Source organism: Micropruina sp., from assembly GCF_047602085.1.
Lineage (GTDB): Bacteria > Actinomycetota > Actinomycetes > Propionibacteriales > Propionibacteriaceae > Micropruina.
Map to the genome: position 1 here is coordinate 759418 of NZ_JASGID010000002.1, position 15735 is coordinate 775152.

At 69.0% G+C, this 15735-nt stretch carries 16 protein-coding genes; 5 read left to right on the forward strand and 11 right to left on the reverse strand.

Annotated elements, in window-relative coordinates; genetic code table 11:
- Positions 1-219: 219 nt before the first annotated feature.
- The 8 genes from QM721_RS04350 to QM721_RS04385 all read right to left on the reverse strand — a co-directional run bounded on the left by QM721_RS04350 (position 220) and on the right by QM721_RS04385 (position 6612).
- Positions 220-615, reverse strand: a complete 396-nt coding sequence (locus QM721_RS04350) for a Fur family transcriptional regulator (RefSeq protein WP_415119347.1) — start codon at positions 613-615, stop codon at positions 220-222.
- Positions 602-1591, reverse strand: a complete 990-nt coding sequence (locus QM721_RS04355) for a metal ABC transporter permease (RefSeq protein ID WP_415119349.1) — start codon at positions 1589-1591, stop codon at positions 602-604. Before QM721_RS04355 ends, QM721_RS04350 begins: the two co-directional genes overlap by 14 nt.
- A gap of 1 nt (position 1592) precedes the next feature.
- Positions 1593-2342, reverse strand: coding sequence for a metal ABC transporter ATP-binding protein (locus QM721_RS04360; RefSeq protein WP_415119351.1), 750 nt, complete (start codon positions 2340-2342; stop codon positions 1593-1595).
- Complete coding sequence (locus QM721_RS04365) at positions 2339-3307, reverse strand: metal ABC transporter substrate-binding protein (protein WP_415119353.1); 969 nt, start codon at positions 3305-3307, stop codon at positions 2339-2341. Before QM721_RS04365 ends, QM721_RS04360 begins: the two co-directional genes overlap by 4 nt.
- Positions 3308-3347: 40 nt before the next feature.
- Complete coding sequence (locus QM721_RS04370) at positions 3348-4265, reverse strand: amino acid ABC transporter permease (protein WP_415119355.1); 918 nt, start codon at positions 4263-4265, stop codon at positions 3348-3350.
- On the reverse strand, positions 4262-4924 hold the full coding sequence (locus tag QM721_RS04375; protein WP_415119357.1) for an amino acid ABC transporter permease: 663 nt from the start codon (positions 4922-4924) through the stop codon (positions 4262-4264). Before QM721_RS04375 ends, QM721_RS04370 begins: the two co-directional genes overlap by 4 nt.
- Positions 4925-4989: 65 nt before the next feature.
- Positions 4990-5814: a glutamate ABC transporter substrate-binding protein gene (locus QM721_RS04380; RefSeq protein ID WP_415119359.1), complete on the reverse strand. Its 825-nt coding sequence runs from the start codon at positions 5812-5814 to the stop codon at positions 4990-4992.
- Positions 5815-5871: 57 nt separating this feature from the next.
- Positions 5872-6612, reverse strand: coding sequence for an amino acid ABC transporter ATP-binding protein (locus QM721_RS04385; protein ID WP_415119361.1), 741 nt, complete (start codon positions 6610-6612; stop codon positions 5872-5874).
- 162 nt (positions 6613-6774) lie between these two features.
- Here QM721_RS04385 and QM721_RS04390 point away from each other — a divergent pair, with 162 nt between their 5' ends.
- The 3 genes from QM721_RS04390 to QM721_RS04400 are packed head-to-tail and all read left to right on the forward strand — an operon-like array spanning position 6775 to position 9437.
- The gene (locus QM721_RS04390; RefSeq protein ID WP_415119363.1) at positions 6775-7686 is read left to right on the forward strand and encodes an ATP-grasp domain-containing protein; all 912 of its coding nucleotides are present in this window, start codon (positions 6775-6777) and stop codon (positions 7684-7686) included.
- Positions 7683-8192, forward strand: a complete 510-nt coding sequence (locus QM721_RS04395) for a hypothetical protein (RefSeq protein ID WP_415119365.1) — start codon at positions 7683-7685, stop codon at positions 8190-8192. The genes QM721_RS04390 and QM721_RS04395 overlap by 4 nt, the downstream gene beginning before the upstream one ends.
- Positions 8193-8234: 42 nt before the next feature.
- Complete coding sequence (locus QM721_RS04400) at positions 8235-9437, forward strand: M20 metallopeptidase family protein (RefSeq protein ID WP_415119367.1); 1203 nt, start codon at positions 8235-8237, stop codon at positions 9435-9437.
- A gap of 61 nt (positions 9438-9498) precedes the next feature.
- On the opposite strand, the gene QM721_RS04405 is transcribed toward QM721_RS04400, so the two are convergent.
- The 3 genes from QM721_RS04405 to QM721_RS04415 are packed head-to-tail and all read right to left on the reverse strand — an operon-like array spanning position 9499 to position 13081.
- Entirely contained in the window at positions 9499-10419 is a 921-nt protein-coding gene (locus QM721_RS04405; RefSeq protein WP_415119369.1) for a MaoC/PaaZ C-terminal domain-containing protein, read from the reverse strand.
- Positions 10419-11798, reverse strand: a complete 1380-nt coding sequence (locus QM721_RS04410; protein WP_415119371.1) for a 3-oxoacyl-ACP reductase — start codon at positions 11796-11798, stop codon at positions 10419-10421. Before QM721_RS04410 ends, QM721_RS04405 begins: the two co-directional genes overlap by 1 nt.
- Complete coding sequence (locus tag QM721_RS04415; protein ID WP_415119373.1) at positions 11798-13081, reverse strand: acetyl-CoA C-acetyltransferase; 1284 nt, start codon at positions 13079-13081, stop codon at positions 11798-11800. The genes QM721_RS04410 and QM721_RS04415 overlap by 1 nt, the downstream gene beginning before the upstream one ends.
- Before the next feature lie 70 nt (positions 13082-13151).
- Here QM721_RS04415 and QM721_RS04420 point away from each other — a divergent pair, with 70 nt between their 5' ends.
- Both QM721_RS04420 and QM721_RS04425 read left to right on the forward strand, forming a co-directional pair.
- Complete coding sequence (locus QM721_RS04420) at positions 13152-13787, forward strand: TetR/AcrR family transcriptional regulator (protein WP_415119375.1); 636 nt, start codon at positions 13152-13154, stop codon at positions 13785-13787.
- Complete coding sequence (locus QM721_RS04425; protein WP_415119377.1) at positions 13784-15730, forward strand: acyl-CoA dehydrogenase; 1947 nt, start codon at positions 13784-13786, stop codon at positions 15728-15730. Before QM721_RS04420 ends, QM721_RS04425 begins: the two co-directional genes overlap by 4 nt.
- Positions 15731-15735: the final 5 nt, after the last annotated feature.

Consider the following 15735-nt stretch of genomic DNA (forward strand, 5'->3'; position numbering starts at 1 on the left):
CCGCTGGTCGAACTACGTCGAAACCCCTTGCCGAAGACGCATATCCGAGGTCTCGGCAGGCTCGACCAGCGAAAAATCACCGGTTCCCTCACCCACCCCAGGTCGACGATTCTCCGACGCCTGCGTAGGGTCGCAGCCGGCATTCATCACGATCGCGGTAGCGGGCCGCTAGAGTCGTGGGCGCCGGGTCGGCAGCGTCGCCGGCTCGGTCGACACCCGTCAACGGCAGGACGTGCAGAGCCCGAAGAACTCGACCTCGTGGTCGATCTCGGCGAAGCCGTACTCGCCGGCGATGTTGCGGGTGGCCTCCTCCAGCCCGGGCAGGTCGATCTCGACGGTGCGTCCGCAGGCCCGGCAGACCAGGTGGTGATGGTGCCCGGGGGTGCAGGTGCGGTAGGCAATCTGGCCGTCGGGGGTGCGAATGGTGTCGATCTCGCCACCGGCGGCCATCGTCTGCAGGGTTCGGTACACCGTCGCCAGGCCGATCTTCGACCCGTCATGACGCAGTCGGTCGTGAATCTCTTGGCTGGTGGCGAAGGTCTTGCTGCCGGCCACCGCGTTGCGCACCTCGGCGCGCTGCCGGGTGTTACGCGGGGTGCGTTCAGTGTTCGTCATAGTGCCCTTCGTGCGCGGCGTGCCGGTGACCGTTGTGAATGTAGTCGACGTGGCCGCCATGGGTCACGGCCAGGTGCCCGCAGCCTTCGGCGTGCACGTGCGGGTGCTCCTCTTCGGTCACCTCGTGCGAGCGCGGCGGCTGGGCGTCCACCAGTTCGACCGCCGGTGCGTGCCGCCGGGCCAGCAGCAGCGAGGCCGGCCAGCTAAGCGCGAACAGCCCGATGGCGATCACCACGATCAGCGCTCCCGGTGCGGTGTCGAGTTCGAACGATCCCACCGTGCCGCTCACCGCGGCCAGCACACCCAGACCCATGGCCACCAGCATCGAGCGCCGGAAGCCGATCACCAGATGGTTGGCCGTCGCCACCGGAACGACCATCAGGGCGCTCACCAACAGCAACCCGACGGTGCGCATCGACACCGTCACGGTGATCGCCGCCAGCGCCACCACCAGCACGTTGTAGAACCGCACCGGCAGGCCGATGGTGCGGGCGAACGGCTCGTCGGCGCTCACCGCGAACAGTTGCGGCAACAGCCCCAGGCAGACCAGCAGCACGACCGCTGCGAGCCCGCCCACGACCCACAGCTCGGCGACGGTGATGGTGAGCAGCGACCCGAACAGGTACGCCGACAGTGCGCCGGTGCCCTGCCCGGCCAGGCCGGCCAGCAGCAGGCCGCCGGACAGTCCGCCGTAGAACAGGATCGCCAGCCCGACATCACCGCTGGTGCGGCCCAGCTCGCGGAGCAGTTCGATGCCCACCGCGCCCACCACGCACACGATCACGGCCAGCGGCAGGGGAGCGGTGCCGGTCAGGAAAGCCAAACCGACGCCGGCCACGGCGAGATGGCCCAGCCCGTCGCCCAGCAGGCTGAGCCGGCGCTGCACCAGATAGGTGCCGATGGCGGGGGCAGTGAGCCCGGTGATCACCGCCGCCAGCAGCGCCCGTTGCATGAACTCCAGCGCGAGCCAGTCCACCTCAGACCACCTCCAGCCCGACCGGGTGGGTGTGCGACCGCGGCAGTTCGTGCACTTCGTGGCCGCCCGGGGACGCCTCGAACGGGCCGTCGCCGATGACCCGTCCGTCGGCCAGCGTGATCGCCCGGTCGATCAGCGGCTCCAGCGGCCCCGACTCGTGCAGCACCATCACCACGGCGCGGCCCTGATCGCGCAGCCGTGCCACCACCTGTGCCAGCACACCCTGGGTGAGCTGGTCAACGCCCGCCAGCGGCTCGTCCCACACCATCAGGTCGCCCCCGCCGGCCAGCGCCCGGGCGATCAGCACCCGCTGCTGCTGCCCGCCCGAGAGCCGGACGAACGGTGCCCCGGCCCGGTCTTCCAGGCCCACCTCGCTGAGTGCGCCGGCGATCGCGCGCCGGTCGGCCGAACCGCCCGGCCAGAACGGGCGGCGCAACCCCAGCCGTCCGGACGCCACCACCTCGCGGGCCGTCGCCTGTTGCACCAGGATCGAGCTGCGCTGTGGCACGTAACCGATGCGGCGCCAGTCGCGAAACCGACTGATTTCGGTGCCGAACAGGCTGATCTCGCCGCGGTGCGGCACCAGCCCGAGCAGTGCCCGCATCAGGGTGGTCTTGCCCGAGCCGTTGTTGCCGGTGACCGCCACGGTCTGGCCCGCTTCGATGTCGAAGCGCGCCTGGCGCACGATCGGCACGCCTGACAGCACCACGTCGACGTGGTCGGCCGAGATCGCGGGTGGGGCCGAGGTCATGAACAGTCGTTCGCCTTGCGCAGGGCGGTCAGGTTGGAGCGCATCACCTCAAGGTAGTCGGCCCCGCGCGATTGTGCAGTGATGCCCTCCAGTGGGTCGAGCACGTCGGTGACCAGGCCCAGGTCGCCGGCCACCGATTCGGCGACCGCGGGCGAGACCAGCGTCTCGAAGAAGATCGTGGTCACCTTGTTCTCGCGGGCGATCTTCTGCACCTGGGCGATGCGAGCCGCGGTGGGTTCGGTGTCGGGCTCGATGCCGCGAATGCCCACCTGTTGCAGACCGTAGCGCTGGGCCAGGTAGCCGAATGCCTCGTGTGAGGTGATGAACACGGTGCGCTGGCAACTCGTGAGGCCCGTGCGGTAGTCATCGTCCAGCTTGTTGAGGTCGTCGATCAGCGTGGTGGTGTTGGCGCTGAAGGTGCTGGCCGCGGCCGGGTCGGCGGCGCTCAGCGCGTCGCGGACGTGCTCGGCGATGGCCACCATATTGCTGGGGTCGAGCCAGGTGTGCGGGTCGAGCGAGCCAGGCTCGTCTTCTTCGTCGCTGTGCTCGCCCTCAGCGGCGTGCTCGCCCTCTTCTTCAAGGGTCTTGAGGGTGAGGAAGGACGCGGTGTCGACCGTCGCCTTCACCTGCACGTTCTGCAGCGCGGTGTCGACGGCAGGCTGAAAACCCTTCTGAAAGATCACCAGGTCGGCCTGACCCAGAGCCGCCACCTGCTTGGGGGTGAGCTCCAGATCGTGGGGTTCTGAGCCGGGCGCGGTGAGGCTGGTCACGTTCACCTGGTCGCCGCCGACCCGCTGCGCGATGAACTGAAACGGATAGAAGGCGACGGTCACCGACAGCTTGCCGGCGGTGGACGCAGCAGTGGACGCGGCGGGCGACGATGGTTGACCGCCGCTGCCGCACCCCGTGGTCGAGGCCAGGGCGAGAACGGCGGTGACGGCAGCGAAAACCTTCCAGAGCTTCATGACAATCATTCTCAGGCGGGTGGGAGTCATTGTCAAAACGTCAGGTGGTCGTTTGGCCCTCGGCCGCGTCGTCGGCGACATCGCCGGGCTCGGCGTGGCCCTGCACGATGTTCGGCACGGTGGTCGTGACCGGTGCGGCCGTGTGCCCGCGCCTTTTCAGCCGCCGCTCAACGGAGCCGGCGAGGTTGGTCATGGCGTAGTTGATCACGATGAACAGGGCAGCGGCCACCATGTAGGCCGGCAGTGTGTTGGAGTAGCCCGACCCGAGATTCTTCGCCTGGTTGAGCAGCTCGCTGTAGGTGATCCCGTAGCCGAGTGCGGTGTCTTTGATCACCACGACCAGTTGGCCCATCAGCGCGGGCAGCATGGCCACCAGTGCCTGCGGCAACTCAATCTCGCGAAGGGTCTGGCCCGGGGTGAGGCCGATCGACAAGCCCGCCTCGGCTTGCCCCTTGGGCAGCGAGTTCACCCCGGAGCGGACGAGTTCGGCGATCACCGAACCGTTGTAGAGGGTGAGCGCGATCACCACCGCCATGAACGGGTTGACGCTGGGCAGGAACACTCCGTTGCGGCTGAAGATGATGAACAGGAAGATCATCATGATCAGCACCGGAACCGCTCGGAAGAACTCGACGACGATGCCGCTCAGCCAGCGCACCCAGGCCAGGTCCGACAGGCGTCCGACGCCCAGGACGAGGCCCAGCATGCCGGCCGCGATCACCGAGACCACGGCGGCGCTCAGGGTGCCGATCAGGCCGGGGATCAAGTAGTTCAGCCAGGGGCTGGCGGTGAGGAACGGCGTCCATTTGGCAGCCTCCAGCTGGCCCTGGGTGCTGAGCCGGTACACCACCGACACCAGGAGCACCGCAATCACGGCCGACCCGACGATGGTGAAGATCGCGTGCCGACGCTTGGCCTTCGGGCCTGGTGCGTCGAACAGCACCGCCTGCGCGCTCATCGTTTCACCGCCAGCTTGCGCGAGAGCGAGGTGAACCAGACGCCGATCGGCAAGGTGAGAATGACGAAGCCGAGGGCGAAGATGCCGAAGACGATCGCACCGCCGGTCTCGTTCTCGATGATCACGGCCATCAGATTGGCCGCGTCGGCAACGCCGATCACCGCGACCACCGTGGTGTTCTTGATCAGCGCGATCAGGGTGGAGCCCAGCGGGGCGATCGCTCCCCGGAACGCCTGCGGCAGGATCACCTCGGTGAGTGACTGCTGAAAGGTCAGCCCGATCGATCGGGCAGCCTCGGCCTGCCCGGTCGGAATGGTGTTGACACCGCTGCGCAGCGCCTCGCAAACGAACGAGGCATGGTAGACGCTCAGCACGATGACCCCCCAGATGAAGGCGTTGGTTTTCGCATCGTCGGACCAACTGAGGCCCAGAATGAAGCTGACCCCGAGAATGCTCGACACCATCAGCACGGTCAGTGGCGTGTTGCGCACCACATTGACGTACGCGGCGCCGATCAGTCGCAGTACCGCGGCCGGCGACATCCGCAGGATCGCCACCAGGGTGCCGATCACCAGCGCTCCTATCGCCGAGAGCACGGCGAGCTCAATGGTGACCAGGAATGCCCCGAAAATGTCGTATTTGGCGAAAATGGCGCCCACCGCGTCACCTCCCTTCTACTGGCGGGAGGGTGTCGCCGCCGGCGGCACCCTCCCGCGCACTGACGTCAGGAGCAGGCGGCCGGCGTCGGCGGGTTGCCGGCGCGCGGGGTGAAGCCGGCCGGGCCCAGGTTGGTGTCGACGGCCTTCTGCCAGGAACCGTCCGCGATCATCGCCTTGATCGCCTCGGTGACCTTGGTGCACAGGTCGGTGTTGCCCTTCTTCAGGCCAACGCCGTAGTTCTCGGTGCTGAAGGTTCCGCCGACCAGCTTCACCTTGCCGAGGTTGGCCGCCTGTGCGGCGAATCCGGCCAGGATCGTGTCGTCGGTGGTCAGCGCATCGATAGTCTTGGCCGACGCCGTCAGTGCCGCGACGCATTCGGAATAGGTGCTGAACTCCTGCAGGTTGACGCCGGGCACCTTGTCTTTGATCTGCTGCGCCGAGGTGGAGCCGGTCACCGAGCACAGCTTCTTGCCCGCCAGTGAGTCGATGCCGGTGATCGAATCGTCGTCGGCTCGCACCAGCAGGCTCTGGCCGGCGATGAAGTACGGCCCCGCGAAGCTCACCTTCTCTTTGCGGGCGTCGGTGATCGAGTAGGTGGCCACCACCAGGTCGACCTGGCCGCTCTCGATCAGGGTTTCACGCTGGGCCGACGGCGCCGGGATGAAGGTGATCTTGTCGGTCGTGGTGCCCAGCTTGTTGGCGATGTAGGTAGCCACGTCGACGTCGAACCCGCTGTACGTGTCGCCGTCCTTCAGCCCCAGGCCGGGCTGATCGATCTTGATGCCGATCTTCAGGGCCTGCAGGTTCGTGCTGCTGCCGCTGCCACAGGCGGACAGGGTCAGGGCCAGCGTCGTTGCGGCGAGCGCTGCTCCGAGTTTCTTCAGTGACATCTTTGACGTACTCCTTACTGGTCGGTTCGCTACTTTTCTTCGGCTTCTTCTTCGGCTTCAGTGGGTGAGGATCTTCGACAGAAAGTCCTTGGCGCGGGCCGAGGTGGGGTTGGCGAAGAACTCGCTGGGGGTGTTGCGCTCGACGATTTCGCCGTCGGCCAGGAACACCACCTTGTCGGCCGCCTTGCGGGCAAAACCCATCTCGTGGGTGACCACGATCATGGTCATACCGTCTTTGGCGAGCTCGACCATGACGTCGAGCACCTCCTGCACCATCTCGGGGTCGAGGGCGGAGGTGGGCTCGTCGAACAGCATCACCTTGGGGTTCATCGCCAGCGAGCGGGCGATGGAGACCCGCTGTTGCTGACCGCCCGACAGTTGCGCGGGGTACTTCGCGGCCTGGTGGGCGACACCCACCCGTCCGAGCAGTTCGAGGGCCTTCTTCTCGGCGTCGGCCTTGGGAATCTTGCGCACCTTGATCGGGCCGAGAGTGACGTTTTCGAGAATCGTCTTGTGCGCGAAAAGGTTGAACGACTGGAACACCATGCCGACATCGGCGCGCAGGTCGGCCAGCGCTTTGCCCTCGTCGGGCAGGGTCTTGCCGGCGATGGTGATGGAGCCGCTCTCGAAGGTCTCGAGCCGGTTGATGGTGCGGCACAGCGTCGACTTGCCCGACCCCGACGGGCCGATCAGAACCACCACCTCGCCCTTGTCGATCGACAGGTCGATGTCTTTGAGAACATGCAGATCGCCGAAGTGCTTATTGACCTTCTCGATCACCACAAGGGGCTCTGGCATGGCCGCACAGTAATCGGACAGGTTGGGGCCAACAAGCGTTGACAGGGCCGGGGGTGCGGATTGTCACCGTTTTGAAACCGAGTCGAGGGCGGCCGGCTGCTTGAACCTTCTCGCTGGACGAGCATGTCGAGACCCCCGTCGTCGGTGCAGTTGGATGGGTTCGTGCCGACCGTCGCCCTGATCACCTCGCAGTACGCCCTGACCAGCCCGGTGGACGCCGACCGCGAACTGCCGCTGATCGTCCGTGCGCTGACCGGGCGGGGGGTGACCTGCCGGGTGGTCGACTGGCTCGACGAGACGGCCCGCTACGACGACGTCGATCTGGTGGTGATCAAGTCGCCGTGGGACTACGCGTCGCGATGGGAGGAGTTTCTGGCCTGGCTGGCCCGGGTCGAGGCGGTGGCGCCGGTGGCGAACCACCCCGAGGTGGTGCGCTGGAACCTCGACAAGGCCTACCTGGGCGAACTGCGCCGGCACGGCGTTCCGGCCTGCCCGACCAGTTACTGCGGCAGCGCGGCCGAGGTGCGTGCGGCGCTGGCTGCGTCCACCGGACGAGTGGTGGTCAAGCCCAACGTGTCGGCAGCCTCGGCAGACACCGGGCTGTTCGACCCGCACGATCCGGCGGCGACGGCCCTGGCCGGGCGCATCCTGGGCAACGGAAAGCTGGTCATGGTGCAGCCGGCGATCGCCTCGGTGGGCCGAGTGGGGGAGCGGTCGCTGATTCACTTCGACGACCGGTTCGTGCACGCCATTCGCAAGGGTCCGCTGCTGTCGCTGGGCGGTGGGCTGCTCGGCGGCGACGCATACGAAGAGACGATCACCGCAGAACAGGCGCCGCCCGACGAGCGTGCGGTGGCCCGGCAGGCGCTGGCCGTGGTGCGCGACATCTTCGCCGCTCGCGGTCTGGCCGCCGCCTGCCCGAGCCTGTACGCCCGGGTCGATCTGGCCCGTGACGCCGACGACCGTCCGGTGCTGATGGAGTTGGAACTGCTCGAGCCGAGCTACTTTCTCGACCTGGCGCCGGGTGCGGAGCAGGTGTTCGCCGACGCCGTGATGGCACGCTTGGGGGCATGAACGCGCAACGCGACCTCAGCCAATCGGTGCTGCAGGTGATCTTCAGTGTGTTTCTCGGCCTGGTGGTCACGGCCTTCGTCGGCATCGGGGTGAACACCTTCTACCCCGAGACGGGCGACTATTCGGGGTCGTCATCGGCCTATGACCGGTGGCGGCTGACCTCGTCGATCATTCTGCTGATCGCTGCCACGCTGGTGATGCTGTTGTCGCTGGTGATCGCCGAGGCGGGGCCGGTGTTGGCCAACGGGGCGCTGCTGGGCGGTCTGTTCACGATGATCTACGCCGTGGCGATCGGGGCCTCGACCGAGGGGCAATGGACCCGGTTCGCGGTGATGACCGCCGCTCTGGTGGTGACAGTGGGTGTCGGGTGGTGGAAGTTCACCCGCGGGCGAGCGCCGGTGGCGCTGGCTTCCGGGGCCGGGAGCGTGCTGCCGGGTGAAGCCGAGGCGCGGCTGAGCGCGATCGAAGCGAAGCTGGACGCCCTGGGCCGGGCGCTGCGCGACTGAACGCGGCACTCGCGTCTGCCGGCGGTTCCCTAGGGTGACGTCATGACCTCACCCACCGCCATCGCCGACCGCCTGCACCCCGAGCTGCGCGCCCTGCGTCGTGCCCTGCACGCCGACCCCGAGCTGGGCAACGACAACCCGCGCACTCAGGCCCGCATTCTGGCCGCGCTGCAGGGGCTCGATCTCGAGATCACCACGGGCAGGCAACTGACCAGCGTGGTCGCGGTGCTGCGCGGACGCGCCGAGAGCAGCGGGCGGCGTCCGATCGTGCTGCTGCGTGGTGACATGGACGGGCTGCCGGTGACCGAGGCCACCGGTCAGCCGTTCGCCTCGGCTACCGGAACCATGCACGCCTGCGGCCACGACCTGCACGTGGCTGGGCTGGTGGGTGCGGCTCGCATTCTGCACGAGCTGCGCGACCAATTGCCCGGCGACGTGGTGTTCATGTTCCAGCCCGGCGAAGAGGGGCCCGGCGGTGCCGCGCCGATGATCGACGAGGGGGTGCTCGGTGCGGCCGGACGGCTGGCTGATGCCGCCTACGGGTTGCACGTGGTGGCCCCGGAGCATCGGCTGGGGGTGTGGTCGGGCCGTCCGGGGGTGCTGATGGCCGCTGCCGACGAGTGCTCCATCACCGTCCGGGGCGCCGGCGGGCACGGGTCGCAGCCGCACAAGTCGAAAGACCCGGTGCCGGTGGCATGCGAGATCGTGCTGGCTCTGCAGGCCATGGTGACCAGGCAGTTCGACGCCTTCGACCCGGTGGTGGTGACGGCCGGATGCATCGTGGCCGGCACCAAGGAGAACATCATTCCCGACGACGCCCGCATCGACCTGACCGTGCGCACCTTTTCGAAGGCCAACCACGACTCGGCGCCCGAGCGCATCGAACGCCTGGCTCGCGGCATCGCCGAGGCGCACGGGCTGGGCGTCACGGTCGACTACCTGCGCGGCTACCCGGTCACCGTCAACGATCCCGGTGAGTACGCGCTGCTGGCCGACACCGTGGTCGACCTGTTCGGGGCCGACCGGTACGTCGAACAACCCTTTCCCAAGGCGGGCGCCGAAGACTTCAGCTATGTGCTCGAACAGGTGCCGGGGGCGTTCATTTTCGTGTCGGCCTACCCCGGCGACGACTGGACGGTGGCGGCCACCAACCATTCGGCCCGGGCACTGTTCGACGACGACGTTCTGGCCGACTGCGCGGCACTGCTCGCCGAGGTGACGCTCCGGCGGTTGCGGCAAGGGTGACCAGAACCGTCCCCTGAACCAAGCGGAACCGTCCCCTGAACCAAGCAGAACCGTCCCGGGGTCAGGATTGCGTGCGCGCCAGGTCGAGGGTCAGGTGCACGCGGTCACCACAGCTGCTGCTCAGCGCAGCGGCGTAGCCGTGCTCTTTCGCGGCGACGGCGTAACGCAGCGTCGAAGGCAGCAGTACCGGCTTGGCGAACTGCACCCGGGCTGTGAACGCGGCGGGCAGGCGGGGCTGCAGGGCGGCCAGCAGCCGGGCGTGGCTCCACATGCCGTGGGCGATAGTGCGCGGAAAGCCGAACGCTTGGGCGGCCAGCGGGTTGAGGTGAATCGGGTTCACGTCGCCCGAGACCGCGGCGTAGCGGCGGCCCAGATCAGCGGGCAGCCGCCAGAGCCCGGCCGGGCGGAGAACCGGCGCGCCCGCGTCCGCGGCTTGCGGGGCGTAAGGCCCGCGGTCGGAGTCGCCGCCATCGCCCCGGCCGCCGGGGCCGTCCGCACCCGGTTCGCCGGGCAGCCTCGCGTGCCGGCTCAGGTAGACCGAAAGACCCTGCCAGACCAACTCGTCGCCCACCCGCACCTCGCCGATCAGGTCGACCAGCACCCCGTGCCGGTGCGGCCGCAGGTTCTCGGCGCGCACGGCCAGGTCGAACGCCTCAGTGATCAGCGCCGCACGATGCTGGGTCAGCTCGTTGCGCACGTGCACCATGCCGGCCGGCGCCAGCGGAAAGTCGCCGGCGGTCATCAAGGTGAGCTGGAGCGGAAAGGTGAGCACGTGCAGCCAGGTGGCCGGCAACGTGTCGCCGAGCGTGAAACCGCAGACCCGGTCGTAGGCGGCCACCTCGGCCACCGTGCAGCGGTGCCCGGACAGCAGCACGGCCCGCTCCGGCAGGCCCGCCGCGACGTCGGGACGGCGGGTGGGTGCCAGTGCCCGCAGGTACAGCCCGGTTGCGCCGGGCATGGCCTCCAGGCTCAGGTCGGCCATCAGCGACCCACGATCAGTTGGCCGCAGACCCGGACCACCTGGCCGTTGATCGGGGTGCGGGGGTCGGCCAGAAATACGACCGCCTCGGCGACGTCGGTGGGGCTGCCGCCCTGCAGCAGGCTGGAACTGCGCCGGAAGATCTCACGGTCGATCACCGGAATCAACGCGGTCATGTCGGTCTCGATGAACCCGGGCGCCACCGCGTTCACCACGATGCCGCGGTCGGCCAGCCGTGGGGCCAGTGCCCGCACCAGGCCCATCACGCCAGCCTTGGACGCCGCGTAGTTGGTCTGCCCCTTATTGCCGGCCCAGCCGCTGGTCGAGGCCACGCCCACGATGCGGCCGCCGTCGGCGATGCCGCCGCGGGTGGCGGGGGCGAGCAGCACGTCGTTGATCCGCAATTGGGCTGCCAGATTCACCTGCAGCACCGCGGCCCAGCGGACCTCGTCGAGATTGGCCAGCATCTTGTCGCGCAGAATGCCGGCGCAGTGCACCAGTGCGCCGATCCGGGCATCCGAACCGTAGCGGGAGGCGACGTGCTCGGCGATGCGCTGCCCGGCGTCCGGTGCCGTGATGTCGAGTTGCAGCGCTGTGCCGTGCAATTCGTTGGCCACGCCGGCCAAGGCCTCGCCGGCGGTCGGCACGTCGACCACGACCACCCGGTCGCCGTCGGCGGCGAACCGTCGCGCGATGGCCGCGCCGATGCCGCGGGCCGCACCGGTGACCACCACGATGCGACCCGGCGGTGCCGGCTGGGTGGTCACTTCGGCCAGCACCAGCGGCTGGCCGTCGAGGTAGGCGGATCGTCCGGACAGCAGAAAATGCAGCACCTGGCCCAGTTGCCCCGCAGTGGTCGAGCCGGCCGGCTGCACCAGATTGCAGGTGGCGCCGGCACGCAGCTCTTTGCCGACGCTGCGCATGATGCCGTCGAGTGCCTGACGCACGGCCGCGGCCTCGACGCTGGGTGCGTTGGCCGGGTCGCCGGCCACGATGATCACCCGGCCCGAGGGCTCCAGCCCTCGGACCGCCGGACGCAGCACGGCTCGGACCTGCTCCAACTGGTCGATGGTGGTCGCAGCGCAGGCGTCCACCACGATCGCGCCGATCGCCGTCGGGTAGGCGGGGGGTCGCTCGCGACCGTTGTGGTCGGTGCTGCGGGTGCCGGGAGCGTCGACCAGCGCCGGCTGGGTGGCCACCCCGATGGTGGAGAGCGCGTCACAAGCGGCGGAACTCCCGCCCACGGCGGCAATCGCCACGGGGCCGAACGGCAGCGTCTCGCCGCGGCGCAGAGCGGTCGCCGGCAGCAATCCAGCGGCTGCGAGCGCCTTCTTGCCGACCGCGGAGTTCAGCACGCCCGAGACGACTGCGTCGAGGTTCATCAGCTCGCCTCCACGATCGCGACGACACCCTGCCCGCCGGCGGCGCAGACCGAGATCAGGCCGCGCGAGCCGGGGCCCTTGGCGGCCAACAGCTTGCCCAGGGAGGCCAGAATGCGGGCTCCGGTCGCGGCGAACGGGTGACCGGCCGCCAGCGACGAGCCGTTCACGTTCAGCTTCGCGCGGTCGATCGGGCCCAGCGCGCCGGGCAGGCCGAGGGTCTCGCGGCAGTAGTCGTCCGATTCCCAGGCGGCCAGGGTGCACAGCACGGTCGAGGCGAACGCCTCGTGAATCTCGTAGTAGTCGAAGTCCTGCAGGGACAAACCGGTGCGACTCAGCAGCCGCGCGGTGGCGTAGGCAGGGGCCATCAGCAGGCCCTCGGCACCGGTCAGGTAGTCGACCGCGGCGGTCTCGGCGTCGACGATGCGGGCCAACACCGGCAGGTTGTGCTCGCGTGCCCAGCCCTGCTCGGCGAGCAGCACCACGGCGGCGCCGTCCGACAGCGGGGTGGAGTTACCGGCGGTCATGGTGGCGTCGGGGCCGTCGCCGAACACCGGGCGCAGGGCGGCCAGCTTCTGCACCGAGGTGTCGGGGCGCAGCGGCTGGTCTGTGGTCAGGCCCAGGTACGGCGTGACCAGGTCGTCGAAGAAGCCCTCGCTCCAGGCCCGGGCCAGGTTGTGGTGGCTGGCGGCGGCGAGTTCGTCCTGGGCTTGACGGGTGATGCCCCACCGCGCGGTGGTGAGCGCCTGGTGCTGGCCCATGTTCAGACCGGTACGCGGCTCGGCGGCGCGCGGAATCTCGGGCACCAGGTCGCCCGGACGCACGCTCGCCAGTGTCTTCACCTTGTCGAGCGGGGTCTTGGCCGCATGCAGCGTGAGCAGCTTCTTGCGCAGCCGGTCGTTGACCGCGATCGGCGAGTCGGAGGCCGAATCGACGCCGCCCGCGATCGCCACGTCGAACTGGCCGACCCGGATGCGGTTGCTCAGCTGGATGGCCGCGGTGAGGCTGGTGGCGCAGGCCTGCTGCACGTCATAGGCGGGGGTGGCGGCAGACAGCGCCGACGACAGCACCGCCTCGCGGGTGAGGTTGAAGTCACGGCTGTGCTTGAGCACGGCCCCCGCGGCCACCTCGCCCAGCCGCCGGCCGGCCAGCCCGTAGCGAGCCACCAGACCGTCGATGGCGGCGGTCAACAGGTCGAGGTTGGTGGCGCTGGCGTACCTGCCAACGACTCTGCCGAACGGAATGCGGTTGCCGCCCACCAGCACGGCAGTACGCAGATCAGCCATCGAAGCTCCTTCGCAGATTGTTCGATACTCACGGTAGCAGGTACGTAAAGTACCGGGTACTCTCGGTGTTGTGAGCACCCACCTGGACGGCCGTGACACCCGCTGGGCCGAGCACCGCCGATTGCGCCGCAAGGAGCTGGTGGAGTCGACCCTGCGCGCCATTCGGCACCACGGCGCCACCGTGAGCCTGGACGACATCGCTGCCGTTGCGGGCACGTCCAAGCCGGTGTTCTATCGCCACTTCGGCGACCGCCCGGGGCTCTACCGGGCTGTGGTCGAGAAGACCGCGCAGTTCATTCTCGATGACCTGCAGGCCTCGGTCAGTTGGGCCAGCGACGACCTGCCCGCCCTGGTGCGCGAACTCGCGCAGGCTTACCTGCAACTGGTGCAGCACGACCCCGAGATCTACCGGTTCGTGATGTCGCGCCCGCTGGTCGATGGAGAGCCGACCGACGACCCGGTGGCTGGCCTCACCATGCGGATCGGCACCCGGATGGCCGACATTCTGCGGGCCGGCGGCTACCCCGCCGATCGTGCCGACACCTGGGGCCATGCCCTGGTCGGCGCGGTGCGCGCGGCCACCGACCAGTGGATTCGCTCGGGCATGCAGCGTGCGGCCGAAGACGTCGCCGACGACCTCGCGGCCCTGGTCGGGCCGGCTTTCACCACGTCCGCGCTCACTACCGCCAACGAGGAGTACCGATGAGCACCATCGCCGCCGACGAGGCCGTCGAGCAGGAGTCGTCCGTAGCGGAGCTGCCCCTGGGCGCCGCCCTGAACATCGCCTTCGAGGGCAGATACCACCAGCGTCGAGCCGCCGGGCGGGCATTGTGGCCGGCAGCGGGCATGCATCGCGACGCAGCCCTCGGCCTCACCGAGGCCCGCGAATGGACGCTGCGGCGGCTGCACGAGGTTTCTCGGTCGGGCATCGGCATCTCGATCGAGCCGGCCCAGACCGCCGAGCGGGCCGCGCTGGAGCAGTCGTTGATCGACTTCGAAACGGTGTCGTACGGCGACCTGTCGGTGGCGATCAAGTCGGGCGTGCAGCACGGCCTGTTCGGCGGCGCGATCGCCAACCTGGGCGACGCCGCGCAGCAGGAGCGATATCTCGGCCCCGCACTCGCCCTCGACCTGCTGGGCTGCTTCGCGATGACCGAACGAGGCCACGGCAGCGACGTGGCCTCGCTCGAGACCACCATCACCTATGACGCCGAGGCGGGCGACTTCGTGGTGCATTCGCCGCATCCGTCGTCGGCCAAGACCTACATCGGCAATGCCGCGGCGCACGGCCGCATGGCGGCCGTTTTCGGGCAATTGGTCGTCGACGGCGAACCCCACGGGGTGCACTGCATTCTGGTGCCGATTCGTGACGAGAGCGGCGCCGTTGCCGCCGGGGTCAGCATCGGCGACAACGGCCACAAGGGCGGCCTGCTCGGCGTCGACAACGGAACGATCAGCTTCGATCAGGTGCGAGTGCCCCGCGAGGCGCTGCTGAACCGGTTCGGTTCGGTGGACGCCGCCGGCCGCTACAGCTCGTCCATCGACAACCCGAACCGGCGCTTCTTCAGCATGCTGGGGGCACTGGTGCGGGGGCGCATCTGCATCGGCGGTGGGGGCGCGATCGCAGCCCGCCGCGCGTTGTCGATCGCCACCCGGTACGCCGAGCGGCGCACCCAGTTCACCCACCCCGGCACCGACGCCGAGACCCCGCTGCTCGACTACCTCGCCCACCAGCGCAAGCTACTGCCGGCCATCGCGCGGGCCTACGCACTGGGCTTCGCCCAGAACGACCTGATCGAGACCTTCGCCCGGGTGGCGTCCGACCCCGGACGCTCGGCCAAGCAACAGCGTGCGCTCGAAACCCTGGCCGCAGGCCTGAAGGCGCTCAACACCGAGTTCGCCAACACTGCCATTCAGACCTGCCGCGAGGCCTGCGGCGGAGCCGGCTATATGAGCGAGAACCGGCTCACCCAGTTGCGTGCCGACACCGACGTGTTCGCCACCTTCGAGGGCGACAACACGGTGCTGATGCAGTTGGTGGCCAAGGGCGTGCTGACCAACTACGCCGAGGTGTGGGGCGGGCTCGACGCCCTGGGCATGGTGCAGGCGTCGGCCCGGCTGGTGGGCAGTTCGGTGATCGAACGCACCGGTGCCGGGCTGCTGGCCGAGCGGCTGGTGGCCACCGCTCGCCGCAAGGGTGATACCGCCGCGATCTACGATCGCGGCTGGCACGCCTGGATGTTCGAGGAGCGCGAGCGGCACAGCACCGACTCGCTCGCCCGGCGCATGCGAGCCGCCGATCGAGACTCGTTCGACGCGGTGAACGCCCTGCAGGATCACGTGCTGTTCGTGGCCCGTGCTCACATGGAGCGGGTGGTGCTCGACTCGTTTATCGCCGGCATCGCCGCCACCACTGACGCGGCGGCCAGGCAGACCCTCGAGGAGCTGTGCACGCTGTTCGCGCTTACCTCGCTGGAGGCGGACGCCGCCTGGTTCATGGCCCACAACCGCATGTCGGACTCGCGGGCGAAGGCGCTGCGGCGGCAGATCAACCAGCTCTGCGGCGAGCTCCGTCCGCGGGCGATCGCGCTGGTGGAGGGGTTCGGCATTCCGGCCGAGTGGCTCGGTTCGGCGATGATCGAAGGCTGAGCTGA